Genomic DNA, 26,364 nt, shown 5'->3' on the forward strand with positions numbered 1-26,364 from the left:
CGTATTCTCCGTTCATGGCTCAATGGCTATCGGGCAAATCGAAAGAGATACCCGGTGACAATGTTGCTGGTAGCGTCAAACTTTCGCTTTCGAGTGATGCCATTGGCCAGGCACAATAGTCAGCAGCATAGAAGGCACTTGGTCGATGATTACCTGATGCCCCAACCCCACCAAAGGGCGCAGCACTTGATGCTCCGGTCAACGGTTTGTTCCAGTTAACAATACCCGCTCGGGCTTCCAATAACAGTTGTTCAAATTGTTGCCGGTCCTCAGAAACTAACCCTATCGCCAAACCGAACCGGGTTTGATTCGCAATCTGTAATGCTTGCGTAAAATCACCATAGCGAATAACGCTGACCAGCGGGCCAAAATACTCTTCGTCAGGGACATCACTGATACCGGTAATATCAATGATACCCGGCGTCAGCACCGCACTTTGGCTATCAGGGCGAGTCATGGTTAATAATGACTTACCACCTAAATCCAGCAAATGTTGTTGCGCTGCCAGCATTTTTTCTGCTGCTTGTGATGAAATTACCGCCCCCATAAAGGGTGCTGGCTGCATATCCCAGCGCCCAATACGCAGGGCTTTGGCAATAGCGACAAACCGTTGTAAAAATGCATCGCCTTCAGCGCCAGATTTAACCAATAGACGGCGCGAACAGGTACAGCGTTGCCCAGCCGAGATAAACGCCGACTGAATAGCAAGATTTACTGCCGCATCACAGTCTGCTACCTGCTCAACAATCAATGCATTATTGCCACCCATTTCCAGTGCCAGGATTTTTTCCGGTTGGCCGGCCAGTTGGCGATGTAATTGATAGCCGGTATTAGCGCTGCCGGTAAACAGCAAACCATCAATATCATGTTGTCCAGCAAGGGCTTCGCCCGTTTCACGCCCACCTTGTACTAAGTTTAATACCCCGTCAGGCATACCTGCCTGCTGCCACAATTTGACGGTTTCTTCCGCCGTCTTTGGTGTCAATTCACTGGGCTTAAATACCACCGTGTTACCTGCCAGCAATGCAGGAACGATATGCCCATTAGGGAGATGTCCTGGGAAGTTGTAGGGGCCAAATACTGCTAATACGCCATGGGGACGGTGTCGTAACACAGACATGCCATCAGCCATCGGCATTTGGCTACTCCCAGTTCGGCTTTGATAGGCTTGCAACGAGATAGCCACTTTGCCAATCATGGCCTGCACTTCTGTCAGTGTTTCCCAGAGTGGTTTACTGGTTTCCAAACTGATAGTGCAAGCCAGTTGCTGCTTGTGCCGCTCAAGTAATGCAGCAAAACGCTGTATCACCGCGACCCGCTGTTCCAACGGTGCTCGTGCCCAAGCAGGGAAAGCTTGCCGTGCCGCACGGCAAGCCATTGCGACATCATGGCTGTCTGCGGCGCGCGCCTGCCACAATAATTGCTGATCTATGGGATCAAGTTTATCGAAATGCGCGCCGTTACCGGTGCGCCATTCCCCTTGAATAAACAGTGCTGGGTGAGTCATTTTTTAATCTCCGGGGCAAAAAGGCTGACTATCCGAACCGAATCACCGGCTACGACACCCAGCGCTGCCGCATTTTTAGTCGTTAAATGCAGTAGCTCGTCTGAAAGATGAGTAGTAATCAATATTGAGCGGAAATCTTGATAGTTATCATTAGCCACTAAATAAGCAGTGCCACTCGGGTCAACATCAATGTCATCAATAACCACGATTCGCTTACTACTGTCGCGCACCGCCCGCACTTCATCTGTGTTGGCCTCCAGCGTTGGGCCGCCATCAAAGATATCCACGTATCCCTGATATTGCAGGCCTTCAGTTTCCAGCACTGCACGTGCAGGAGCCGTATGTGGATGGACCTGCCCGATGACTGCCCGCGCCTCTTCTGCCAAAAAATCCACATATAACGGGTGTTTTGGCATTAATTCAGCAATAAACGCTTTCTGCCCGGTACCACTGAGATAATCAGCTTTCGCAAATTCAATGGCAAAGAAGTGCCGCCCTACATTTTCCCAAAATGGCGAACGCCCCTGTTCATCGGTATAGCCGCGCATTTCCGCAATCACTTTGCGGGAGAAATACTGGCGGAATGCGGCAATGAAGAGAAAACGCACTTTTGATAAGAAGGGGCCATTTTTATCTTTACGGTATTCAGGATCGAGAAACAACGTACAGAGTTCGCTATACCCGGTGTGATCATTGCTTAAAAACAGGGTCGGTACCGATTTGTACACATTGAGGGTTTTGGATGCATGAACCAACGTGCCGACACGGAAGTTATACCAAGGGTCATGCAAACCAACGGCCACCTCAATAGCGCTAACGCCCACCACTTTTTCTCGCTCACTGTCTTCCAGAACAAACAGGTAGCCCTGTTCACCCGCAGCCAAAGAACCTTGCCAGGTATTTAACGCACGCTCAATCCGAGCGGCGAGGTGCTCTTCATTTTGTGGCAGTGAAGTCATGCCAACGCCAGTTTTTCCTGCCAACTCAAGGATATCGGCCAGATCACGGCGTTCTACCGGGCGAACTATCATCATAGTCAAGGTCCCTTGCTTACTGCATCAATGTTATGACTTAGCCTGTCGACAAACCTGTTCAATACCCATGGCAAGCCGGGCTAAGCCCTCTTTAATATCCTGTTGAGAAATAATCAGGGACGGAGCAAAACGCACCACATTCGGGCCAGCAATCAGAGCAATAAGCCCGTACTGTGCGGCGGCCTGAACAATCTCTTTAGCCTTCTCGTCATAATCCTTGTGGAGCACACAGCCAATCAGCAAGCCGCGCCCACGGATTTCAGAAAAGATTTTGTAGCGAGCGTTTATTTCAGCCAATCCAGCCAAAAACCACTGATGTCTCTCTTTTACGCCTGCGAGAAGCTCTGGTGTGTTGATAAGGGACAAGACAGTACCCGCCACGGCACAGGCCAGCGGATTACCGCCGTAGGTTGTACCGTGACTGCCGACATTAAGTGCGCTGGCATATTTGGTCGTTGTTAACATTGCCGCAATCGGGAAGCCGCCCCCAAGTGCTTTGGCACTGGTCAGCACATCAGGAATTACACCGTAGTGCATGTAGGCATAGAGTTCTCCGGTGCGGCCAACCCCAGTTTGTACTTCATCAAAAATAAGTAATGCGTTATGACGGTCGCACAAAGCCCGCAAGCCATGCAGGAACTCGCTATCAGCGGGTAGCACACCACCTTCGCCCTGAATCGGTTCCACAATTACGGCACAGGTTTGGTCATTAATCAGTTCCTCAGCCGAGGCGATATCATTGAAAATACCGTGGCTGATCCCCCCCGGTAGCGGAGCAAAGTCTTGCGAATACTTCGGCTGCCCGCCCGCAGAAACGGTAAACAGCGTCCGGCCATGAAACGCATTTCTGAATGCCACAATCTGGTTCTTTTCGCCTGCCAGCCCTGGCTTATTACCAAAATTGTTCAAGGCATATTTACGGGCCAGCTTCAGTGCCGCTTCATTGGCTTCAGCCCCAGAATTACAAAAGAAAACTTTTTCGGCGAAAGTGGCATCAATCAATTGTTTTGCCAGGCGCAGTACCGGCTCATTGGTATAGCCGTTACCCAAATGCCATACTTTGTCGGCCTGCTCAATCAGTGACGCTTTTACTGCCGGATGGCCATGCCCCAAGGCATTTACGGCGATACCACCAGCAAAATCGATATAAGATTTGCCCTGCTGATCCCACAGTGTCGCCCCTTCCCCCCGCACGATAATAAAATCTGCTGGTGCATAGGTTGGCACGATCCATTCATCAAAAGACTGTCGGGTAACGGGGATTGGGTGTTCCATAGTGGCCTCTTTGATCAGCGTAAATATGGGGTTGAGAGACTCATCGTTTGAGGTCACCATGCCTCAACAAAAATCTCTTATTCTGTTAACAATAAAAAATGAAATATATTCACCTGATATAAAGTGTACAGCAGCTTTCATGCCACACCAGATCCAATGTGAATAAATTGTACAAATTCCATTAAAACAATAATTTAAAATGCATAACTATGCAGATTGGTCGCATTCATACTGCATTTTGGTTGATAAACAAGCCGGCCAGGTGGGTTTGAGTAGAAATTATATGCATTTGACATCAATTTTGATTTTTGCTCTGTCAGATCACATTATGGCAACACAAAAATAACAATTAAGGTTTCCAATGCCCTATAAATGGGCAGTGCATGCATCAATTAAGTGCATTTCTTCTGCTAACAAAGCAGGCGATACGAAAGGAATTACGCCGTTTATGCATAATGGAATGAGGGATATTGCAGAAATAGTGGCAGAAGATAATGCTGTTATGGCTCCATTTTCTGGAGCCAGGTAAATAGACTCATAGTGGACATCAGATTGTTATCGACGCGCACGACTATTATCTGTGGCGCTGGTGAGTTGATTAATCAGTTGCGCCAGTATGCGGATGGCTTGTTCGCTTTGTTCCGACCAGGCAAACGAAGCATTCAGGCGGAAACAGTGATCAAACTGATTCCCCGTGGTAAACATTCTCCCCGGCGCGATGCTAACGCCCTGTTCCAAGGCCCGCCGGTATAACTCACTGGCATTAAACGGTGGTTCCAATTCCAGCCAAAGGAAATATCCCCCCGCAGGATGGCTGATTTTGACATTTTTAGGAAAATGCTCAATAACCGCCTGATGCAGCGTATTGAGCCGCTGTTCCATTAAGCGGCGCAGGCGGCGCAGATGAGTGTCATATCCCCCCTGGCTGAGATAATCTGCAATCGCCAACTGAGTTGGCACACTGGCCGAAACTGTACTCATCAGTTGTAAGTGCTGAATTCGCTGCGCATGTTCCCCTGCGGCGACCCAACCGACGCGGAATCCCGGCGCCAGACATTTAGAAAACGATGAGCAATGCAGAATTTGCCGATGCTGATCGAGTGCTTTAGCGGGCAACGGGCGATCCGTGCCAAAGTACAACTCACCATAAACATCATCTTCAATCAACGAGATATTATTCTGCTGTAACAGGGCGACGAGCCGTTCTTTCTGTGACCATGACATCGTGCAACCCAATGGATTTTGAAAATGCGTCATCAGCCAGCAAGCCTTGATGGGATATTGGTTGATCACCTGTTCGAGCGCATCGAGGTCCATACCCTGTTGCGGGTGGGTTGTAATGGCAATCGCTTTTAGCCGCAAACGCTCAATCGCCTGTAATGCACCATAAAATGCGGGTGACTCAATCACTACCCAATCTCCGGGCTGAGTAACCGCCTGTAAACTCAGGCTTAGTGACTCCATTGCGCCCGCAGTGATAACAATTTCTTCGGGAGAGACATTCATTCCACTGGCGGCATAACGCTGAGCAATATTGCGGCGTAAACTTTCGTTACCCGGTGGCAAGTTAGTCACCGAGCTTTGTGGTGATATCTTACGTGCAACGCTGGCCAGCGCCCGTGATAATCGGGGTTGTAGCAATAAACTCGGATCGGGAAATGCCGAGCCAAATGGCATTATTGCTGGATCTTTCCCTGCCTGTAGAACATCAAAAATAAAAGCATTAATGTCTACCTGTTCATCCAGATGCAGTTTTTTCCCTCGCTGTGGCTGGGGTAATTGTGTCGGGCGTGAAGCAACATAATATCCCGACTGCGGCCGGGCCACGATCCAACCCTGGCTTTCTAATAGCTGATAAGACTGCACTACGGTCATCAGACTTAATCCTGATTGTTTACAACTTTCCCGCAATGAAGGCAGCTTGTCACCCGCCTGCCAGACCTTGGATTGTATTTGTGCTCGTATTTGCTGAGCTAACTGTTCATATCGAGTCATAGGCCAACTGTTATAGGTAAGATTGAATTAATTGTCACTATTATAGTCACTTTAACTTATGGTTAACTAACTGCCAAGTTTACACCCCGAAATAATCGCCTGTTGTCACTACCTATTGTCAGGATGACTAATACCGGCGTGATTCATTTTATAGATTGATGAGGCAGTACCATGTTTGCAGCGAGGTCACTATGTTTGGCTTAACCGCTCTTGAGTTGGCCCGAATCCAATTCGCTTTTACCATCTCATTCCATATCATCTTCCCGGCCATCACTATTGGGCTGGCCAGTTTTCTTGCGGTTTTGGAGGGTTTATGGTTAAAAACCAAAAATGAAGATTATCGCGACCTTTATCATTTCTGGTCGAAAATCTTTGCCGTTAACTTTGGTATGGGTGTGGTGTCCGGCCTGGTCATGGCTTACCAATTTGGCACTAACTGGAGCTTTTTTTCCGAATTTGCCGGCAGTATCACCGGCCCGTTGCTGACATATGAAGTGCTGACTGCGTTCTTCCTTGAAGCCGGTTTCCTCGGGGTGATGCTTTTTGGCTGGAACCGCGTTGGGCCTGGTTTACATTTCTTTGCAACCTGCATGGTGGCATTAGGCACGTTGATGTCTACCTTCTGGATACTCGCCTCCAATAGCTGGATGCAGACCCCACAAGGCTTTGAAGTTATTAACGGGCAAGTGGTGCCTGTCGATTGGTTGAAAGTGATATTTAATCCATCCTTCCCTTATCGGTTACTGCATATGTCAACGGCAGCTTTCCTTGCATCTGCATTCTTTGTCGGTGCCTCTGCCGCCTGGCATTTACTGCGTAAACGGGATACTCCCGCCATGCGGAAAATGCTGTCCATGGCAATGTGGATGGCACTGATTGTTGCCCCACTACAGGCGGTTATTGGCGATGCCCATGGCTTAAATACACTGGAATATCAACCAGCTAAAATTGCAGCGATTGAAGGGCACTGGGAAAACAAACCGGGTGAACCCACACCACTGATTCTGTTTGGCTGGCCAGACATGAAGCAGGAGAAAACCCATTTTGCGCTGAAAATCCCTTATTTAGGTAGCTTGATCCTCACTCACAGTTTGGAGAAACAGATCCCAGCGTTGAAATCTTTCCCAGTGGAAGACCGCCCTAACTCGACCATTGTCTTCTGGTCCTTTCGCATTATGGTCGGATTAGGCATGTTGATGATCTTGGCCGGTTGCTGGAGTTTATGGCTACGCTGGCGCGGCGGCTTATATCAATCGCGCCCTTTCCTCTATTTTGTGCTGTGGATGGGGCCATCTGGTTTGATTGCTATTCTGGCCGGTTGGTTCACCACCGAGGTGGGCCGCCAACCATGGATAGTCTATGGTTTGCAACGTACCAGTGATGCAGTTTCATCTCATGGCGAAATGCATATGAGTATCAGCCTGCTGGTCTTTATTGTGGTTTATGGTTCGGTATTTGGTGTTGGTTACGCTTACATGATGCGGCTTATTCGCAAGGGGCCAAAAGCCCATGAAGGTGCCCAGCAAGAATCCGGCGGCCCCGGTCAGCCCAATACGCCATCACGACCGCTGTCGGCAATAAGTGAGTCATTTAGTTCTGACAACCACCAAAACAGGAGCTAATTATGGGTATTGATCTTCCACTGATTTGGTTTGTCATTATCGTTTTCAGTACCATGATGTATGTGGTTATGGATGGTTTTGATTTAGGTATCGGGATCCTGTTTCCACTGGTAAAACACAGCCGTGACCGGGACTTGATGATGAACAGCGTCGCCCCCGTGTGGGATGGCAACGAAACCTGGCTGGTTCTCGGGGGAGCAGCCTTATTAGGTGCTTTCCCGTTGGCGTATGCGGTTATTCTGGATGCGCTGGCGATTCCCCTAACCTTGATGCTGTTGGGTTTAATTTTCCGTGGTGTAGCCTTTGAATTTCGCTTTAAGGCCAGCGCTGAAAAACAGCATATCTGGGATAAAGCCTTTATCGGTGGCTCATTGATTGCCACCTTTACTCAGGGCATGGTAGTCGGTGCTTTTATTCACGGCTTCCCAGTAACGGGCCGGAGTTATAGTGGCGGCCCATTTGATTGGTTGACACCTTTTGCTCTGTTTTGCGGCTTTGGTCTGGTCATAGCCTATGCACTACTTGGCTGTACCTGGCTCATTATGAAAACCGAAGGGCATGTGCAGCAGGTCATGCATAAGCTAGCCATACCACTGACATTCGTGATGTTATTAGTTATTGCCATCATTAGCCTATGGACTCCGCTTGCACATCCACAAATTGCCGCACGCTGGTTTACTTTACCCAATCTGTTTTTGTTCCTACCGGTGCCATTACTGGTAGCACTGGCAAGTTGGGCATTATTGCGATCAGTTAAGCAAGGTGGGCATTATGCCCCCTTCCTATTGACGTTATTGCTGGTGTTCCTTGGTTATAGCGGCTTGGGTATTAGCATCTGGCCTTATCTTATTCCACCATCCATTACTTTGTGGCAAGCGGCAGCTCCGCCGCAAAGTCTGGGTTTTATGCTGGTCGGCGCACTCTTTATTATTCCTATTATTTTGGTTTACACCTTCTGGAGCTACTACGTATTCCGGGGGAAAATCAATCACGATCAAGGTTACCACTGAGTACCAAGTAGATAATAACGATCATGGGCTAGTTCGCTGGCCCTGATATTTTCTTATAGTGAATATTATAATTTGTATGCATGAGACTTATATGTCTGAAAATAAAACGATAAAATCAACAACACCCTCTTTGCCAACTGAACACGTAAAATTACCTTGGTGGAAGAAAATCGGCTGGATGCTGCTTATTTGGTGCGGTAGCGTACTGGCTTTATTAGCCGTTTCAATGCTGTTTCGTATGATGATGACTGCGGCAGGCATGAAGTCCCACTAACGCTAACATTACGTGATTAAAATGCGGTAAGGTTGCCGCGTTTATTGGTCAAAGGAATACTATGCTATGAAACGTTTCCTCATCCCCTTAGTTAATCAGATCGCTTTGCTGATGATATTACTGGGTTTGCTGGGCCTTGCTGGCATGACTATCTCGTCATGGATGGCACAAAGCATTCAAGGTAACGCGCATGCCATCAACAAAGCAGGATCGCTACGCATGCAAAGCTATCGGCTGCTTTCAATGGTACCGTTGGATGAGCGTGATTTGCCCTATTTGGTTGCACTGGAGCAAGACAAAACCAGTGGCGACTTGCAGCAAGCATTACAGCGAGAAGGTTTAACCAGCCAATATCAACAAATAGAGCGTTACTGGCAAACCACGCTAAAAACACAGTTGCTGCAAGCTAAACATCCCGACGAGGTTGCCGCCAATGTGGCCGATTTTGTCCACCAGCTAGATGCACTGGTATTGGCTATTGACCATAAAACTGAACAACGCTTGTTATTAGTTACCATGATCCAACTGGTATTCATTGTTCTGACAATGAGTTTACTACTGGCTACTATCTATTATTTGCGCCGTCGCCTACTCCGCCCATGGCTGCAATTAATTTCTATGGCGAATGCGATTGGTCGCGGTGATTTCAGCAAGCGCTACACGTTGTCTTATCAACGAGATGAAATGGGGACGCTGGGTACCGCATTGAATCGAATGTCGCAGGAACTTTCATTGATATACAGTGATTTGGAGCAGCGCGTCGCCCAGAAAACGGCTGATTTACAACAAAAAAATCAAGTATTGGCCTTTTTGTATCATAGCAGCCGTCAATTACATACCCACCAACCATTAAGCGAGCGCTTAGTTCCAATTATCGAGCAGCTACAAACACTGACACCGCTGGAAAATGTGCAGATCTGTTTATATGAAAATCATCTTTATCGCGCCCATCTCATAGATAATGCCGATGGTGAGTATCTGCCGCCACAGAATCGCCCAACACAATTAACGATTAGCAGCTCATCTGACGGAGTGAGTAGTGCCGTTTTGCGGGAGTCTCTGAGTTGGAGTCTGAGTGATAAGCTTGGTCAATATGGGTTGCTACTGGCAAAATTACCCACGGATAAATCACTCAATTCTGATCAGCAGCAACTGGTCAATATGCTGGTGGAGCAACTGAGCAGCACATTGGCGCTGGAAAGCCAAGCCCGGCATCAGCAGCAATTATTATTGATGGAAGAGCGTTCAGCCATTGCGCGGGAGTTACATGACTCCATCGCCCAGTCTCTTTCCTGCCTCAAAATTCAAATTAGTTGTTTGCAAATGCAAGCGCCCGACATGCCTGAACCCAGTAAACTTTTAGTACAGCAAATGCGCGATGAGCTTAACATTGCCTACCGCCAGCTACGTGAATTACTGACAACCTTCCGTCTGAAACTAAATGAGGCGACTCTACAAGCGGCGCTTCAAACACTGGTAAATGAATTCAGTGAACGGGCCAACTTGCCCATTACCCTTGAGTTTGACTTGCCATCTGACTGCGTTCCCGACCATCAAGCGATCCACATGGTTAACATTGCCCGTGAAGCACTGAACAACATCTATAAGCATGCTCATGCCAGTATGGCGTTGGTTCGGGTCACTTTTGAACAAGGTGATGTCGTCATGTCGATCATGGATAACGGCTGCGGGATTGGGCAGGACAGCGAGCGGCCAAATCATTATGGTTTGATGATTATGCAGGATCGAGCAAATAGCCTGAATGGTGACTGTAACATCCGCCAACGGGACGATGGCGGAACAGAGGTTCAGGTGCGATTTGCTCCAGATAATGACTCTCTTGACTGATGCTTCCGCCTAAATTACCGGCCTATACTACTTAGTTAGCGCCTAGATCTGGTAATCAATCACCACATCATCTGTTGCCTCTGCCAGCACTTTCTCTTTAATATCATGCAAAGAAAGTGTTGGATTACAGAGCTGTATAAAGAACCAAATAAAGTTACGTTGTAACTGGCCTCTTTTTAGTCCTAGCCAGACAGTATTTGCATCAAACAGGTGTTCTGCATTCAGTCGTACTAACCCTTTATCACGATGTGCCTCATAGGACATATCCGCCAGGATGCCTACCCCCATACCTAATTCAACGTAGGTCTTAATAACATCTGAGTCCTGCGCACTGAGCGCAATATCCGGTGTCAGACCGGCATTTTTGAAAGCATTGTCCAATCGTGAGCGGCCAGTAATCCCCTGACGATATGTAATCAATGGCAACGTACTCAGGGTTTCAAGGCTGATATGAGGTTCTTGTGTTAACGGGTGATTTTCGGGCACGACAATTGCGTGGTGCCAACGATAATAAGGAAATGTTGCGACTGATGCGTCACTCATTAGTAGCTCAGTGGCAATACCAATATCCGCTTCACCCGAATGCAGCATAGCTGCAATTTCTTGCGGGTTTCCCTGGCTAATAACCAACTTAACTTGTGGATATAACAGGCGAAATTCTTTAATCACTCGTGGCAAACTATAGCGGGCTTGAGTGTGTGTGGTAGCAATATGCAATTGTCCGCTATCATTATTGCTGAATACATCAGCCAGACGGCGGATTTGATTGGCATCATTCAGCATGCGTTCAGCTACTGTCAGCAACTCCTTGCCCGGTTCAGTCATCCCCAGCAACCGCTTACCCCGTCGAACGAAGATCTCAATACCCAGTTCTTCTTCTAGCTCGCGAATATGCCGGCTAACCCCCGATTGTGAGGTAAATAAGGTATTAGCCACTTCGGTCAGGTTATAGTTGCAACGGGCTGATTCCCGAATAATTTTAAGCTGTTGGAAATTCACATTTAGCCCCTTTCGATTTCACGCTATTTAATAGATAGATTTACGGGGGAAAATGGTTAACAACAAATACAAAAAAACCGTTGCTTATGTTTTTTTGTGCTAAGTAAAGCTTATGACATATGTTAATTACTATATCGTTGCGATAAAAATTGAAATAACCAAATTTATCAAAATGATAGGCAGATAGATGACCGTCTCGTTTTGAGCGAGGTTTGGGATAAACATTAAAGTCAGCTATATTTAATTACTTTTTAATATACTCAGGGTTGTTGGCATTGCCGATAGACCGCCTGCTATCCCCTGCGGCTTCAGGTAGGATCGCACTTTGCCGTTAGACGCCCTTTTAGCTCGGTGCTAGAATCGCCCAATTAAATTCACCTGCCAAGACTTTATCTCCTTCATATTCATGCCAGGGAGTGAGTTGATATTGATGTTATTCAGCCTTTTTATGTATATGAGGCTGATCAGGAGTTATTCATGCCATTGGCTATTATCGCACTCACCATTGCTACATTTGGCATTGGTACCAGCGAGTTTGTAATTATGGGGTTATTGCCGGAAGTTGCCCATGATCTGGGGGTCAGTATCCCTAAAACCGGGATGTTAGTTTCTGTTTATGCCATGGGTGTAGTAATTGGTGCACCTTTATTGGCTATCGCAACGGCACGAATCCCGCGTAAATCCACACTTTTGGGCTTAATTGTCCTGTTTATTATTGGCAATATCCTGTGTGCATTGGCACAAACCTATAACTTGTTGATGGCTGCCCGTATTATTGCAGCCCTTTGCCATGGCACTTTCTTTGGTTTGGCATCGGTGGTCGCAACCGATTTGGTCCAACCTAACCGCCGTGCACGGGCAATAGCATTAGTCTTTATGGGAGTCACCCTGGCAAATGTGCTAGGTGTGCCGTTGGGTACAGCCGTTGGGCAAGCTTTTGGTTGGCGAGCAGCTTTCTGGGGAGTTAGTGCTATCGGTATTGTGGCAATCATCGCAGTGATCGCCTGGTTACCAAATAATATTCCAATGAAGAGAATCAGTCCTAAGCTGGAATTCAAAACTCTGATGCAGAAAAAAGTGCAAACGGCCTTACTGCTATCAGTATTAACCAATACCAGCCTGTTTACTGTTTTCACTTACATTGCGCCATTACTGCGTGAGGTGACTCGGGTTTCTGAACATGGCGTTACCGTGGTGTTATTGATTCTTGGGATTGGCTTGTCCATCGGTAGCGTAATGGGGGGTCGTTTAGGCGACAAAAATCTGGTGGGATCCATGACCCGGCTAATAGCTATACTGATAGCTATCCTACTAGCACTGCATTACACCATTGGTTTTTATTTACCGGCACTACTGACATTGTTTATCTGGAGCATTGTGGCCTTTGCCTTGTGCCCAATGTTACAACTGTTAGTGGTGGATCAGGCCCGCGACGCCCCTAATCTGGCATCAACCTTTAACCAAAGCGCGTTCAATTTAGGCAATGCATTAGGTGCCTGGTTGGGTGGCACCTTGCTGGCATTTGGGCTGCAGTTACAACAGCTTCCACTGGCTGCAATGGTTGTAATGGCAGTCGCACTGGTCACTATGTTGCGTTTAAGATTGCATTTCCGTCGGACGGCAATTGTGCAACCCATCAATTAAGTAATCAATTCATCTTGCCCTACACTTTTGTCGGGCAAATGAGCCTTTGTATTTATCACACTCCTCTCATGCAAATAATTATCATTAACATTGGTTAATGTTATAGTTTATCCCCTTATAAGCCACAACCTCTGCTGGCTAGTGGCTAAGAGTAAAACACCATAGGATAAGAAGGATAAACTGTGACCACAGGATCAACTGCAGCAAAACCCGCGTATCGCCCAGTTCCGCCACGTCTGGTTCAGGTGAAAAAGGTAGTAGATACCTCGCCGCATTTACGTCGAATCACCTTCCATAGCCCGACATTGCAGAATTATCCATCAGATTGTGCGGGCGCTCATTTGAAAATCTTCCTACCTTTGGCAAGCCAAACTCAACCGGAACTGCCAGTATTGGGCGAAAAAGGTCCGATCTGGCCTGCCGCCGAGCGGCGTCCGATTGTTCGTACCTATTCTGTTCGTGCTGTTCGCCCTGATCTGTGTGAGCTGGATATTGAGTTTGCTATCCATGATCACCGTGGCCCGGCGGTCGATTTTGCCCGCAATGCCAAAGTCGGTGATTGGTTAGGGATTACTAATCCCGGTGGGCCAGAAACAATGTTGCCAGCAGCGGCATACAGCTATCTGGTGGGTGACCCCTCCTCACTGCCCGCCATCGCCGCATTACTGGAAACCCTGCCAGCAAATGCCGAAGGCCATGCCATCATCCGTGTAGATAGTCCGCAAGATGTATTGAACCTGATCAAACCTGCCGGATTGGAGCTAAGCTGGGTCATTGGCGGTACGGAAAAAACAGATGATGTGATAACCCAGTTCTGTGCACTCAATTTGCTGATGGAGGCATCAACATTCTGGCTGGCGGGTGAGGATAGTATGGTGGTGAAATTGCGCCGTTATCTACGCCGAGAAAGGGGATGTGAGCGGCAACAACTCTATGCTGTGCCCTACTGGCGCGAAGGCCTGAATGAAGAAGATTATCACCATAAGCGCCATGAAGTTATGGACAATATTGACGAGTAAGATTAATTAATATCTATAAAATCAATGGACATTACCTGTAGTGTCCATTTTCATGGCCGTTTTTTTTTACCCTTTCCAGTTAAAACCTTGTAAATTTTCTGCGACAATTCCCTGTTATTTGTTAGTCTTAAAGCTACTTAGCCTACAATATGGCACTTAATTATCGTTAAATGGCTCTAACGCCCGTTTAATGCAGTAAAGTTATTAGGAGCGCTCTCGAAATGAAGTCGCAAAATGATCCCGGCCGATCTAAATCCCGCCATCACGAATACTCCCTTATTCTGCCAATCATTGCATTGGTTATTCTTAATATCTGGGGTAATACCAGTAATTTTGCTGCTGTTATTATCATCAACCTGATAGCACTGGTAGGTATCCTGAGCAGTGCTTTTAGCGTGGTACGTCATGCAGACGTACTGGCACACCGTCTGGGTGAACCTTATGGTTCCTTAATCCTCAGTCTGTCCGTTGTTGTGCTTGAGGTTAGCTTGATCTCAGCAATGATGGCAACAGGGGATGCGGCACCCGCCCTGATGCGCGATACCCTCTATTCAATCATCATGATTGTAATTGGTGGATTAGTCGGTGTTTCCCTGCTGCTCGGCGGGCGCAAATTTGCTACCCAACATGTCAATCTGGTGGGTATTAAGCAGTATCTGATGGCTATATTCCCGTTGGCGATCATTGTGTTGGTATTACCCAGCACACTGCCCGACGGTAATTTTAGTGTGGCACAATCACTGGTTGTCGCAGCAATTTCAGCAGCGATGTACGGTGTTTTCCTGTTGATTCAAACCAAAACGCACCAAAGCCTGTTTGTCTATGAACATGAGGATGAAGGTGACGACCCGAGTGACCCTCATCATGGTAAGCCATCCTCACACAGCAGTTTGTGGCACACCTTTTGGTTGCTAATTCATTTAGTGGCAGTAATTGCAGTGACCAAATTTGATGCCAACCCATTAGAAGCGCTGCTAACTGAGTTAAATGCACCCGCTAAATTTACCGGTTTCCTGATTGCCCTGCTTATCCTCTCCCCTGAAGGGTTAGGTGCATTAAAAGCGGTGTTGGCTAATCAGGTACAGCGCGCGATGAACCTGTTCTTCGGCTCAGTGCTGGCAACCATTTCACTGACCGTTCCTGCGGTTACCTTGATTGCGGTACTCACCGGGCAAGAGTTGAACTTTGGTCTGGAAGCACCACATATTGTGGTGATGGTGAGCGTATTGATTTTGTCGCAAATATCATTTTCCACCGGCAGAACCAACGTACTTAATGGTACCGCCCATCTGGCACTGTTTGCGGCTTATATGATGACTATCATGCTGTAGCTTCATGCCATTAGGGATAAGCAAAGGGCAAGCGTTTATCGCGCTTGCCCTTTTTTATCGGGTCATCCATTCATAACACTGAGTTATGAATAGGCATTTAGGGTGTGTTGGCAGAGTGCAGAGCGAACACAATCCTGTTTATCAAAGCGGATGATACCAATCATTTCATCCTCAGCAAAACGCTCCAGCGCATCGCTGAGACCTGATTTCACACCACGCGGAAGGTCGCATTGGGTGATATCGCCATTGACAATGACCGTAACATTTTCACCGAGACGGGTCAGAAACATCTTCATTTGGCTGGCGGTTACATTTTGTGCCTCATCGAGGATCACTACCGCATTCTCAAAGGTACGCCCGCGCATATAGGCGAAAGGCGCAATTTCCACTTTGCCGATTTCCGGGCGCAGACAATATTGCATGAAAGATGAGCCGAGTCGGCGTAGCAGAATGTCATACACCGGGCGGAAATAAGGCGCGAATTTCTCAGAGATATCACCAGGCAAGAACCCCAGATCCTCATCTGCCTGTAATACCGGTCGCGTTACAATTATCCGATCAACTTCTTTGTGAATCAGTGCTTCTGCGGCCTTAGCCGCGCTGATAAAGGTTTTACCACACCCAGCTTCGCCGGTCGCGAAGATGAGCAGTTTATTGTCTATGGCTGATAAGTAATGACCTTGAGCTTCCGTACGCGCCTGAATAACGGAGGTATCACGGCTATCCCGTGCCATACCTATTGATTCAACACCGCCCATTTGCACTAACGATGTCACGTTTTCTTCCTCACGCTGACGATGACTACGTGAATCACGTCTAATTACGCGTTTCGCTTCACGACGAGCTTTGATCACTGCTTTCTGTCTTCCCATAGTGGCACCTTACAGTTTGTTTCACCAACCGCAGCAGCGCTTGCCTGCGCGATTATATCCGCCATACTTCAAGCTGCATGTGTGTTGACTCCCTGCAACTCGAATTATTTTGGGTATATGTTTCACATACGGATGAGGTTTTGGCTTCCTTCGCAGCCAATAATAGCCAATTAAAAATGCGAGTATCCTCAGCACCTAAGCCCCAGAATGACTTGGGTAAAAATAGGACAAAGGTGAGAACAGTATCGCAAGGGGGAGTGTTACGTGACATGAATACTTGAAACAATAACGCTGGGAACAAAAATATAGTAGGAATAGATAATGACAGTACTGCGGGAAAATGAGAGTCGGAGGTGGAGCACTCGTAACAACGAGTTGCTGGAGTAAAACAGTGGTCTTGTCTTAACAGCCCAATCATGGACTCTACCATTAGCGATCCCCGCAGTGATAAACAACAGCCTAAGCTATGCACCGTGTGAAAAATACCGCCAGATGATTACAGTATAATGACACTCTTAAGTTTCGCGATCCCAAAATGTAAAAAAATATAATTTTTTTATTTATTCATTTTTTCCTCTAATTATTTTTTACATCGCGCTATACTATTAAGCCCTGTTTTACCAGCCGCATTAAACAATCTGCATAAATTCGCCTTTACCCTTTTTATTTGAGTTATAAGTAAAGACGAAAATAAAAAACATAATTAATACAACTAAATAAACTAAAATGTAATTTACTGAACCCTGCTAGCGGCTGATTCTTAAATCCTGTAAACGCGCTATTTGCTTACCCTGACTATCAAAGTTTTCCATCGCTAGCCAGTCATTAAATGACTGCTTAATTAATGGCCATTCACGGTCAGTTATGGAGTACCAATTGGTATCTCTGTTGCGCCCTTTAATCACAATGGCCTGCCGAAATTGGCCTTCATATTGAAAACCAAATCGAGCCGCAGCAGCATTTGAAGGTTCATTCAATGAATCACATTTCCACTCACAGCGCCGATAGCCTAATTTATCGAAGACATAGTGTAATAGTAAATATATTGCTTCCGTCCCCGCCGAGTTACGTTTTAAACGCGGCGACCAATTCACTGAACCTATCTCAATAACACCATTAACCTCATCAATCCGCTGCAAACCAACCGTCCCCATTGCAAGGCCAGTTTGTGCATCAATAACCGTGTAGTGGAGCGCCCCTTTCGCCTTGATCAGTGTTTGCAGATAGTGATGAAAGTCAGCTTCATTTTCAGGCCGTTCACAATAAAAGTAAGTCCAGTCATGTGCATCTTCCACCATGTGATATGCCTGGTATAACGATGTTTCATGCTTATCTGCATCAACTGGTGCCAGATAACAAAAATGGCCTGGTAAAATTTCACGTTGAGGTTGTTGCGCTGATTGCCAATCCGGTAATTCAGTGCCAATAGTTTGCCCGAAATGATTTTGCTTCACTGTATGATCCCTTTAAACGCAACTGACAGAGGAATATCAATTATCACGATACTCAATGATTTCGCACGCGGTAATCCCTGCTAAATCATAGCAATATATGAAGCAAGAATGGCAAAAGAAAGTGGCGTTTTTTGGCAGGGAATAGTTGAAACAATAGCAGTTGGGTCTGAATACCCGATATAAGCACAGGATGGCTTATTATCAGGTATTCAGAGGTGTTAGTTGTGGCCCATCACCCCCGGCGTAGATTGACTACCGGTGCAACGGTGGGAAGCTGTAGCCCTTCTTTGACTTCCAGCAATTGCCCATGTTCATCGTTATATAACGTGAGGCAGGAGCCGGCTTTAAGCTGAGCAATCATCTCTGCTGAAAGCTCCATACTGCTAGCCAACTCATCGTCATTCAGGTGTGGCCGGTGCCCACGGCGTTCCACCTGGAAACGCACCTGATTGTATTTGGCCCAGATGATGATGACCACGGCGTTGAATACCGCAATTGCCAGATACAATGCCAGGGTAGTAAGACCGCTAATAATATATATTCTGAACGGAATCGGCCCCATATTTGGCGCTCTGCCAATTATATCGAGAAAACCCTTCACGAACAGAAAGATAAAACCGATCCAAGCCAATGCCGTGATAATAATATCAATCCAGCGGGGTATCAGCCGTTGTTCAGTATGAATAAGAGGAGCACTCATGGTTTAACCCTCCCGATCCCACGGTCAGGGCTAACCCAACGCGCACGTTTACGCTTGGTATTGAGCATAACTTTTGGGAACGAAACCACTGTGGTAAACAAACTCAGCATCCAGTAGACCATGGGATACCAGATAATCCAAAACAGTGAATTACCCAGTTTAGGTTCATAGCGCCGTTCAATAACCAAGCTTATCGCGAACTGCATCAGGCAGGTCAACGCCAGAACCATCCCGGTAAAGGCTGGCGGGAAGACGGTTTGAACATGGATACCTGGCGGCAAAGTAATAACCAATCCCAGCAGGAACAGGATAATACTGAACAGGTAAGTAAACGCCCAGGTTATCGACAGTGAATATTCAAGGAACAGTAACCACATACGGCGATTACGCCAGCGCCACAGCTTAAACATATTTTTCAGGAAAACTTCAGCCCCACCCTGCGCCCAACGCAAGCGCTGCTTCCATAAACCACGTAGGGTTTCCGGCATCAAAATCCAGCACAAACCACGAGGTTCAAAGAATACTGACCAGTGCCTGATTTGTAATTTCCAACTGATATCGATGTCTTCCGTGATCATGTCCGGGCTCCAGTAGCCCACATCGGCCAATGCTCGACGGCGGAATGCAGCAACTACACCCGATACCGTGAAGACTTGGCCATAGACACGTTGTGTCCGTTTAATCAGCCCGATGATAGAAGAGAACTCACCAACCTGTACCCGACCAACTAACGTTGAACGCGTACGGATACGTGGGTTACCGGTAACGGCACCCGTGCGTGGATTCGCAATCAGCGGCGCGACCAAATAAGGCACCGCTTTGCTGTCCAGTAAAGCATCACCATCGATACATACCAGATATTCGCTACGTGCCGCTGCCGCCCCCATACGCAGAGCAATAGCTTTACCCTGATTATGAGCCAGATGAATAACACGTAAACGCGGATCCTCGGCCAACAGGCTATCCAGCACTTGCGCAGTATCATCACTGGAGCCATCGTTAATAGCGATAACTTCAATATTGGTGTAAGTCTGCGCCAACGCCGCGTGGATGGTTTCACGCGCATTCTCCCCCTCGTTAAAACAAGGGATTAAAATAGACACTAACGGATTGCCTTTCAGCTCCGGTGCTGGCACATCATCGCCCCATGGCCAGTGTCTTTCTCGGCGTAGCCAAAAATAGACACCACCGGTTATCCAAATACCGGACATAAAGAGCGGATAGAAGAAAACAAAATTCAGTAACACATCACCGGTAAAGAGCAGGATCATACCCGCAGGTATACTCAGTACCAGGCAGAGGATGAGTAACGCAATAATTCTATCGATCATATAAAGGATACCAGGCAGAAGATAGCACAGGGCGGACATCTTTTAGCGGTGGTTCGCCAGTGATAAAGTTATCCGGATAGTAACCAAAATTTTGCGCGCCATTTAACTGCAACTGGCGCATCCATCCCGCCAGTATCGGGCCGCTGATGGCATTGCTGCCCTCAGGCTTAGTCCAGTCTTTCGATTGCAGTTCAAATACGGTTTTATTCAGGGCTCCAGGGCGCTGTGCAACTTTATTAACCAGTTGCGATAGCCACTCATTAGACTCTGATAACGGCACCTTCTCCATTAGCGGCATTGCCATCGGGGCAACCCAATCATAGTTAGCCAGGAAATCATCAAGATTCTGCGCAAACCATGCTTCACTTTCCGGTTCTAAGATCGGCATAGCAAATATATTACGGGCGGATTTTACTTGCGGGCCACGGATATCACGCACCTGGCGTGTTAACTCATTAGTAAAATCAACCAGATATTTACTTTTATATCGCGTCCAGCGGGCCATGGTTTCCGGGTCTTTACGTATTTCTGCAACAGAGCCTGGGAAACCGGCTTTCTCATATGCGCGGATAGCATCCGGCGATGCATCTTCAAAATCAGACATTACAGCATCGTCATGATAGAGAATCCCGTCAATTGGGGCGCTGTAGGCCATATCGCGATAAATATCGATGATGCGCTGCCTGACTTCCGGGTTAAATGGCGATAGGCGACGATATTGATCCGGGTCGATGCTGGTTTTACCTGTCTTCGGATCAATACGTTTAATCCGAGGTAACGACGGGTCCATCTCAAACGCCAGCACGGGCATCCAGGCATAAACATCCACATCAGGGCGTGATGCCAATTGCCAGGCAACGCGGTTAAACAGATCCTGACGCATTGGTATCCAGCGATTAGGGAAGTAAACCTGACGGATATTGCCGTCCCCTTTTGGATCAGAAAAGGCTTGCAGGAACACGGTCGTGACACGTAGATCAGAAATCCGCTGAACCAGTTTATCGAGATTTTCCTTTTCCTGTACCGGGTCTGGATCGTAGAGATAATCCAAATCGACATGCGCTACCCGCATGATGTCTTTTTCCTGCACGGAGGTAACCAACTGGGCAAAGTCTTTCAACGACGGATTATTACTGATCAGAATACGCGGTATATTCATCAGATCATTGACGTTGCCAATGCCCGGCTCCAGCGTCATCGCCATTTGGTAACCGTGTTGGCGTAAGATATTTATCACGGTTCCATTGGCTGCACCGTATGGCCAAACCCACACTCTCGGCTGTTTCCCTGTAGCCTGAATAAGGCGCTGGGTTATCAAGGTTACGTCTTTTTCCATCCGCTGCTTGAAGGCTGCTTCAGTTTCGTATTTCTTCGTTTTAGGGTCATAAATCAAATTGGCTGCTGCCGGCTCGGTATTGCCTTGTGGATTGGCTATCACACCGTAGTGCGAAGCGTAAGTATGAGCGCCTATTTCAATCAGTTTTGATTTAGCCATTTCACTGATCTGTTTCCAGGTAAGGAAACGATCGCGATCGGTACTCAAACCACCAAAGTCCACCTTTTTATCTGATGGTGTATCTATCCAAGTCCCCACCGGAGCCAGTACTGCGCTCAAATTATTGGCTTCTAACAATGGGTAAACACGGTTATAGAAACTGCTATAACCATCATCAAAGGTCAGCAAAACGGCTTTATTCGGCAGTGGTGCACCGCCATTATGGGCCGCTAGAATTTGATCAACGGACACCACGTTGTAGCGGTTATCCTTTAGCCAGGCCAATTGCTCGCTTAATGCGCTGCTTCTTACCGACAGATAACGTTGGTCTGCGGAGTCATCTTCAACGTCGTGATAAGCGATAACCACAAAGGTATTTTTTTGCCACGGCCTTTCACTTAGCGGCAATGCACGCTCAGCCGGGGGAACAAATACCGGTTTCTCTGCATAGCAGACAGAGGCCAGTACCGTTATCATTCCTACTACAAGTATTCGTATAAAAAATAGTATCTTCACCATGACGCTGATCCCTTAGAAACGGTAATTCAAATCGAAAGCGAGCGAGAGATCGTGCTCACGAGCACCATCATAAGGGCGCTTATCGTAGGTCACTGCCACTCCCGTATCCACGACATCATTCCATTGAACACGCTGCCCATAGCCTGCTGTGGTTACCAGACCATTACCGTAGTTTTTCTCCCAATAACCACCGACACCGAACTGAATTTGTTGGCTCCAGACGGTTTTATAATGGCGATACATGATGTGATTTAAGGTAATGGCAGGGACGTAGGTGAAATCACTTTTCGGGTTATAGTAAATTACGTCTTCTTTGGTGTTATGGCTCGACGCTAACCCTAAGCTAAGATCTGCCGTCAGGTAAGGGCCAGTCCAAATACGCTGGCGTGCATTGAACTCATATTCCCACCGGTTGTTGCCGTCAGAGAAACGTGACGGTGTCACGCTAAATTCAGCATCGCGCCGATCATCCGCTTTCCAAAACACATAAGCTGACGCACTGTTAGCGGATATATTATTTTTCAAGGCACGCAATGGGGTCTCTTTGGCCAATCTCTCAACCTGCCCGCCCACCCGCCAGTGATCATTAAAATCGTACCAAGTCGATAACCGAGCACCGGTTTTGTTACCAAAACCGTAATTCTGATTATTCACTTCGGCCTCAACCCAATGGTCACGGGAAGTCCACTCGCCCCCTAACCGCATAGCACGATTAATGCCTTTTCCTTCTTCAAATTGCGCATTGTCGTAGCTACCACCACCGAATACTCGCCAGTTTTCGGCTATCGGAGGGCTATACAGCAACGTTTCAACGCCAAAGTCCTTGTTGCCACTAATTGGGCTATTAGAAGAAATAGTTCGATTACCGGTTACACGCAATTCATACATGTTATGCACTTTGCGCTGGCGATCGAGTTCCTGAGAGGGGACATCTTCAGGAGAACGGGTAATCACATCATCAGTGAGTAACTCCATCTGATGCCATTCCTGCAAGTCCATCGCAGTTTCAGCTTGTGCGCGTTCCAGAATAAGACTGCGCGGGGCCAATGACTCTATTGCTTTCAACTCTTGTTCAGATTTGCGTGGTAAATCTCTTGCCAAATAAACACTGGCTAATGCAATACGTAAATTCTGGTTAGCAGGCGCGGTACTGGATAGCGTTTCCAGTTTTTTCTGTGCCGCAGGCAGATCATTGAGTGCCACCAGGGATTGAACCAGCAAGGTCTGCCCTTCCATCCAATCATCATTGGGCTCTTTACCCGGCAGGCCATAAACCCCCACCTGATACGGCGTTTGCTCGCTGTAGTTTTTAGCGAATTGATGCGCCTTGTCCAATTGCTCACTTTCATTCAACGCGTAATAGAGATCATCCGCATCAAGCAAATCATCGCTGTTACGGAATGTTTTGCCATCGGCGTAATACAAACTGGTCAGGATCGGTGCTGCTTTTTCTGGCATCCGGCGATCGATATAAGCAGATGCCGCCCAGCGACGCGCATAATCCGGCATTTTGTAGCCTTCGGCTTCCATGCCTTCATATTCTTTAATAAGTTGTTCGGTATTACGGCGAACCAATAATGCGCCTAATCTATCGATGCGCGCACGTTGATAGTCGGCCTGTGCTTCAGGATCTTTGCTCCAGCGGGTTAACAAATCCTGGTAATCAGCCAACGCTTGATCAGCGATGTAGAATCGCTCCGTTTCACTGCGCGTTGGTAACACCGCCATACGGACTTGTTCTGCAGCAGCATCTCGCTCAAGTTGTCGATATTGCTCTGCGGTCACTAATTTTGGATTCTCTTTAGCAAGTTGCAACGCAGGATCGGCAATACGGTTTCTTTGCAGAATCTCAAGGTGATTTTTTAATACTTCCTCAGATTCAGGTGCCAGTCGCACCGCCTCGCTGGAGGCCTGCAAAGCATCGTAATTGCGGTTGGTTGCTCGATTAAGATAAGAAAGGGTCATATAGTTTTTTGCGGAAGGGTCACGCGCAGCCAAGTCTTTTGCCTGCTGTAAAGCTTCACCACCACGCCCAGAATCCGCCTGAGTCATTATCATGCCAGTGATAAGGTCTGGGTTGGTTGGGTCTTTCTTTAAACTGCTTTGCCACAATGCCAACGCCTGATCCCAACGTTTTTCATTGCGATATGCACGTGCCGCAGACGCTAAGCCGCGCGAAGAAAGATTCATTGACGAGTGGTATCTTTCGTAAACTTCAATAACCTCTTGATCGCGCCCTGCCCAACCGGCTATTTGTAACCAGTCGTCGACCTGCCCACTATTGAGAGGGCCAGATTTGGATTCTTTTTGTAAGTAGTCAAGGACCGGCGCGGTATCTCCTGATCTGGCTTGGATGATTAACGAATCATACTGTGTATCCGCCAAAACTGGATTAACTGAAAGGCCGGAAATTAATAGCGCTAATAAAGTTATTCTGTGCCGGTGCAACGGGCGCAGTAGTGTCGTAAATGCGTTATACATTATATAACCCTTAAGCCAGCAACTTGTTTGATAATTAAGGAAAGTTACTTCCCGAACGTCCATTTTTCATTATCGATTATGATGAAATGAAGTCCTTAAAATGTATTACAGCATGTTACATAGGATAGTTGAAAGAAAATACTGTTGTCGAATTATTATAGGATATTGTTATTCCAGCGATTAATGGAGGTATAAATGTGTTATAGCGGTTAATTTTGATGAAATCAAGAATAATCCTAGGTTAAAATTCTGCAAAAAGATAAGATTTAGAGATTAAATTTTTTTACTAAGCCAATCCTGCGATACAGTGTTCTGCAAAGCGCAGCACGATTTGATTTTTAGGCTGGTTTGGCCTGTTTTAGCCAGGTTAGATTTTAAATATCTAACATATTCTTTATATTATAATAAAAATACAAGTCTGCTATTATTAGCAATAATGGATTATTACAGACGTTATCATTAAGAATCAAACTGTCAGAAAACCGAGTATCACGGATAGGATCCTGACAATCAAACCGTAACATACCTTTATATTTTAACTCATCATTTCATATAGTTAATTTCCAGTAACATTTAACTATTTGGTATCCATGTCTTTGACGAAATAAAAATAGACTCTGTTAAAATGGCAAGAGTCTATTTTCAAAGATGAATTTAATTCATATAAAACGCAGTGTTCAGCACAGATCAATCACAACGCTGCAAGCCACGATCGAGTTTACTTAAAAATTCATAACCGTTGTCAGTAATCAGAATCATATCCTCCAACATGATCGAACCGATCCCAATACCGTAATAGGGAGTTTCAAGGCTTAACACCATCCCAGGCTGGAAGGTTTCAGTTGCTGATGTGCTAATAAAAGGGGCTTCTTCTAACCCCAAAAATACACCGTCACCATGCCCAAGATGACCGCGATTATAATGTGGTAGGCCAGATTTCTTGATGACATCCATCGTCGAGTCGAAAACATCTTTTAATTTAACCCCCGGAGCTACCCTCGAGAGCATATGTTCATGACCAATTCTAATGGTGTCATATATTTGCTTTGCTAGTGGGTCCGGCTCTCCCAGAACAAAAGTTCGGGCCAGATCGGCTCCATAGCCTGCAACATCCACACCGCAGTCAAACTTAATTAAGTCTCCCAGCTTGGCTGGGGTGTCATCCGCCTGCATTTTTGGCGAGAAGTTATCGCCAACAGAAATAAGATTGAAACGGGAGAAGTTTGTTTCTGGGAACGTCATCACTGCGGCTTTGAATGCCGCTGTCAGTTGTGCTGCAGTACAACCGACGCGAATTTCTTTCACCGCACTGGCAATACCAAACTCGGTGATCTCAGCACTTTTGCGCAGGTGTTTAATCTCCCACTGGCTTTTAATCATCCTTATTTCATTAAACAACGGAGTCGAGTCAACCAATTTTAGCCCTGGCGCTACTTTGTCCAGAACAGTTTTTCCCCCGTTAGACATGGCATGTAATTCAATGGCAATGGTCTTACCCAGCACTCCAGCATCATCAAGAGCGGCTTTCACTAAACTAAAAACAGCTTCAACTGGCGGGCCTATCGGCCGCTCACGCTTTTTCTGGTGATTAAGCGGATTACGTGGAGAGTCGACATCGACCCACACCGGAAAGGTTTTTAGCACCATATTAGGCATATCAAAGTGGGTGCTGGCTGCTTCAAATTCATTCATGATGATTTGCGAAGGAATTGCCGCATCACGGAACATAATCGCAACCGCCGCACCGGTGTGCCGGAAGGTATACATAAAGAAACTGGCGAACCCAGTGAGATAATAGAAATTATCACATACTGTAACCACCAGAGCGTCGAGCCCTTCTCGCTCCATGACCGTGCGGGCTTTGCGACTTACCGCATCAAGATGTGCAATCTTTTCTTTATTCACCACGTTGTCCTTCAAGATTTACTTTATTTGTGTGTTGAATAATATACCT

At 46.8% G+C, this 26,364-nt stretch carries 20 protein-coding genes; 8 read left to right on the forward strand and 12 right to left on the reverse strand.

Translation table 11 applies throughout. The annotated features are described in order from the left end of the window. Positions 1 to 19: 19 nt before the first annotated feature. Genes astD through EL015_RS11935 form a run of 3 tightly spaced genes read right to left on the reverse strand, consistent with a single transcriptional unit; the run spans position 20 to position 3,816 of the window. Positions 20 to 1,507: a succinylglutamate-semialdehyde dehydrogenase gene (gene astD, locus EL015_RS11925; protein WP_032906299.1), complete on the reverse strand. Its 1,488-nt coding sequence runs from the start codon at positions 1,505 to 1,507 to the stop codon at positions 20 to 22. After that, positions 1,504 to 2,541, reverse strand: coding sequence for an arginine N-succinyltransferase (astA, locus tag EL015_RS11930; RefSeq protein WP_005185088.1), 1,038 nt, complete (start codon positions 2,539 to 2,541; stop codon positions 1,504 to 1,506). The genes astD and astA overlap by 4 nt, the downstream gene beginning before the upstream one ends. A 30-nt stretch (positions 2,542 to 2,571) precedes the next feature. Further along, positions 2,572 to 3,816, reverse strand: coding sequence for an aspartate aminotransferase family protein (locus tag EL015_RS11935; RefSeq protein ID WP_032906297.1), 1,245 nt, complete (start codon positions 3,814 to 3,816; stop codon positions 2,572 to 2,574). A 361-nt stretch (positions 3,817 to 4,177) separates the two neighbouring features. Between EL015_RS11935 and EL015_RS21710 the strand changes: the two genes are divergently transcribed. Beyond that, positions 4,178 to 4,345, forward strand: a complete 168-nt coding sequence (locus EL015_RS21710; protein ID WP_153802299.1) for a hypothetical protein — start codon at positions 4,178 to 4,180, stop codon at positions 4,343 to 4,345. Between the two features lie 26 nt (positions 4,346 to 4,371). Here the strand turns inward: EL015_RS21710 and EL015_RS11940 are convergent, their stop codons facing one another. After that, positions 4,372 to 5,811 carry an aminotransferase-like domain-containing protein gene (locus EL015_RS11940; RefSeq protein ID WP_005185079.1) on the reverse strand — a complete coding sequence of 480 codons (1,440 nt, stop codon included), beginning with the start codon at positions 5,809 to 5,811 and terminating at the stop codon, positions 4,372 to 4,374. 191 nt (positions 5,812 to 6,002) lie between these two features. Between EL015_RS11940 and EL015_RS11945 the strand changes: the two genes are divergently transcribed. The 4 genes from EL015_RS11945 (at position 6,003) to narX (ending at position 10,565) form a co-directional block, all read left to right on the forward strand. Beyond that, on the forward strand, positions 6,003 to 7,433 hold the full coding sequence (locus EL015_RS11945) for a cytochrome ubiquinol oxidase subunit I (RefSeq protein ID WP_005185076.1): 1,431 nt from the start codon (positions 6,003 to 6,005) through the stop codon (positions 7,431 to 7,433). A 2-nt stretch (positions 7,434 to 7,435) separates the two neighbouring features. Beyond that, positions 7,436 to 8,443, forward strand: a complete 1,008-nt coding sequence (cydB, locus tag EL015_RS11950) for a cytochrome d ubiquinol oxidase subunit II (RefSeq protein WP_005185074.1) — start codon at positions 7,436 to 7,438, stop codon at positions 8,441 to 8,443. 91 nt (positions 8,444 to 8,534) lie between these two features. Beyond that, positions 8,535 to 8,717, forward strand: coding sequence for a DUF2474 domain-containing protein (locus EL015_RS11955; protein WP_050072674.1), 183 nt, complete (start codon positions 8,535 to 8,537; stop codon positions 8,715 to 8,717). Between the two features lie 66 nt (positions 8,718 to 8,783). Continuing rightward, positions 8,784 to 10,565, forward strand: a complete 1,782-nt coding sequence (gene narX, locus EL015_RS11960) for a nitrate/nitrite two-component system sensor histidine kinase NarX (protein ID WP_005185067.1) — start codon at positions 8,784 to 8,786, stop codon at positions 10,563 to 10,565. A 42-nt stretch (positions 10,566 to 10,607) separates the two neighbouring features. Here narX and cbl read toward each other — a convergent pair whose 3' ends face one another. Beyond that, complete coding sequence (cbl, locus tag EL015_RS11965; protein ID WP_005185064.1) at positions 10,608 to 11,564, reverse strand: HTH-type transcriptional regulator Cbl; 957 nt, start codon at positions 11,562 to 11,564, stop codon at positions 10,608 to 10,610. Positions 11,565 to 12,041: 477 nt separating this feature from the next. Here cbl and EL015_RS11970 point away from each other — a divergent pair, with 477 nt between their 5' ends. The 3 genes from EL015_RS11970 (at position 12,042) to chaA (ending at position 15,558) form a co-directional block, all read left to right on the forward strand. Next, positions 12,042 to 13,208 (forward strand): MFS transporter, encoded by a 1,167-nt coding sequence (locus EL015_RS11970; RefSeq protein ID WP_005185061.1) that lies wholly within the window; start codon positions 12,042 to 12,044, stop codon positions 13,206 to 13,208. Positions 13,209 to 13,390: 182 nt separating this feature from the next. After that, complete coding sequence (locus tag EL015_RS11975) at positions 13,391 to 14,227, forward strand: siderophore-interacting protein (protein WP_005185058.1); 837 nt, start codon at positions 13,391 to 13,393, stop codon at positions 14,225 to 14,227. A 221-nt stretch (positions 14,228 to 14,448) separates the two neighbouring features. Continuing rightward, positions 14,449 to 15,558: a sodium-potassium/proton antiporter ChaA gene (gene chaA, locus EL015_RS11980; RefSeq protein WP_005185050.1), complete on the forward strand. Its 1,110-nt coding sequence runs from the start codon at positions 14,449 to 14,451 to the stop codon at positions 15,556 to 15,558. 83 nt (positions 15,559 to 15,641) lie between these two features. Here the strand turns inward: chaA and phoH are convergent, their stop codons facing one another. The 7 genes from phoH to EL015_RS12020 form a co-directional block, all read right to left on the reverse strand. Further along, positions 15,642 to 16,430 (reverse strand): phosphate starvation-inducible protein PhoH, encoded by a 789-nt coding sequence (gene phoH, locus EL015_RS11985; protein ID WP_032906294.1) that lies wholly within the window; start codon positions 16,428 to 16,430, stop codon positions 15,642 to 15,644. 746 nt (positions 16,431 to 17,176) lie between these two features. Further along, complete coding sequence (locus EL015_RS11995; protein WP_005185044.1) at positions 17,177 to 17,884, reverse strand: GNAT family N-acetyltransferase; 708 nt, start codon at positions 17,882 to 17,884, stop codon at positions 17,177 to 17,179. Between the two features lie 232 nt (positions 17,885 to 18,116). Continuing rightward, complete coding sequence (gene pgaD, locus EL015_RS12000; protein WP_032906293.1) at positions 18,117 to 18,584, reverse strand: poly-beta-1,6-N-acetyl-D-glucosamine biosynthesis protein PgaD; 468 nt, start codon at positions 18,582 to 18,584, stop codon at positions 18,117 to 18,119. Continuing rightward, a complete protein-coding gene (pgaC, locus tag EL015_RS12005; protein ID WP_032906292.1) occupies positions 18,581 to 19,915 on the reverse strand; it encodes a poly-beta-1,6-N-acetyl-D-glucosamine synthase in 1,335 nt (444 codons plus the stop codon). The genes pgaD and pgaC overlap by 4 nt, the downstream gene beginning before the upstream one ends. Further along, a complete protein-coding gene (gene pgaB / locus EL015_RS12010; protein WP_032906290.1) occupies positions 19,905 to 21,929 on the reverse strand; it encodes a poly-beta-1,6-N-acetyl-D-glucosamine N-deacetylase PgaB in 2,025 nt (674 codons plus the stop codon). The genes pgaC and pgaB overlap by 11 nt, the downstream gene beginning before the upstream one ends. A gap of 12 nt (positions 21,930 to 21,941) precedes the next feature. Then, entirely contained in the window at positions 21,942 to 24,410 is a 2,469-nt protein-coding gene (gene pgaA, locus EL015_RS12015; protein WP_005185033.1) for a poly-beta-1,6 N-acetyl-D-glucosamine export porin PgaA, read from the reverse strand. 687 nt (positions 24,411 to 25,097) lie between these two features. Next, positions 25,098 to 26,315: a M24 family metallopeptidase gene (locus EL015_RS12020; protein WP_032906288.1), complete on the reverse strand. Its 1,218-nt coding sequence runs from the start codon at positions 26,313 to 26,315 to the stop codon at positions 25,098 to 25,100. Positions 26,316 to 26,364 lie beyond the last annotated feature (49 nt).

Origin of the sequence: Yersinia intermedia (assembly GCF_900635455.1) — a bacterium.
In the GTDB taxonomy this organism is placed as follows: Bacteria; Pseudomonadota; Gammaproteobacteria; order Enterobacterales; family Enterobacteriaceae; genus Yersinia; species Yersinia intermedia.

Coding starts and splice junctions, on each gene's coding strand:
- astD (WP_032906299.1), bottom strand. CDS start 1,507: ATGACTCACCCAGCACTGTTTATTCAAGGGGAATGGCGCACCGGTAAC.
- astA (WP_005185088.1), bottom strand. CDS start 2,541: ATGATGATAGTTCGCCCGGTAGAACGCCGTGATCTGGCCGATATCCTT.
- EL015_RS11935 (WP_032906297.1), bottom strand. CDS start 3,816: ATGGAACACCCAATCCCCGTTACCCGACAGTCTTTTGATGAATGGATC.
- EL015_RS21710 (WP_153802299.1), top strand. CDS start 4,178: ATGCCCTATAAATGGGCAGTGCATGCATCAATTAAGTGCATTTCTTCT.
- EL015_RS11940 (WP_005185079.1), bottom strand. CDS start 5,811: ATGACTCGATATGAACAGTTAGCTCAGCAAATACGAGCACAAATACAA.
- EL015_RS11945 (WP_005185076.1), top strand. CDS start 6,003: ATGTTTGGCTTAACCGCTCTTGAGTTGGCCCGAATCCAATTCGCTTTT.
- cydB (WP_005185074.1), top strand. CDS start 7,436: ATGGGTATTGATCTTCCACTGATTTGGTTTGTCATTATCGTTTTCAGT.
- EL015_RS11955 (WP_050072674.1), top strand. CDS start 8,535: ATGTCTGAAAATAAAACGATAAAATCAACAACACCCTCTTTGCCAACT.
- narX (WP_005185067.1), top strand. CDS start 8,784: ATGAAACGTTTCCTCATCCCCTTAGTTAATCAGATCGCTTTGCTGATG.
- EL015_RS11970 (WP_005185061.1), top strand. CDS start 12,042: ATGCCATTGGCTATTATCGCACTCACCATTGCTACATTTGGCATTGGT.
- chaA (WP_005185050.1), top strand. CDS start 14,449: ATGAAGTCGCAAAATGATCCCGGCCGATCTAAATCCCGCCATCACGAA.
- phoH (WP_032906294.1), bottom strand. CDS start 16,430: ATGGGAAGACAGAAAGCAGTGATCAAAGCTCGTCGTGAAGCGAAACGC.
- pgaD (WP_032906293.1), bottom strand. CDS start 18,584: ATGAGTGCTCCTCTTATTCATACTGAACAACGGCTGATACCCCGCTGG.
- pgaC (WP_032906292.1), bottom strand. CDS start 19,915: ATGATCGATAGAATTATTGCGTTACTCATCCTCTGCCTGGTACTGAGT.
- pgaB (WP_032906290.1), bottom strand. CDS start 21,929: ATGGTGAAGATACTATTTTTTATACGAATACTTGTAGTAGGAATGATA.
- pgaA (WP_005185033.1), bottom strand. CDS start 24,410: ATGTATAACGCATTTACGACACTACTGCGCCCGTTGCACCGGCACAGA.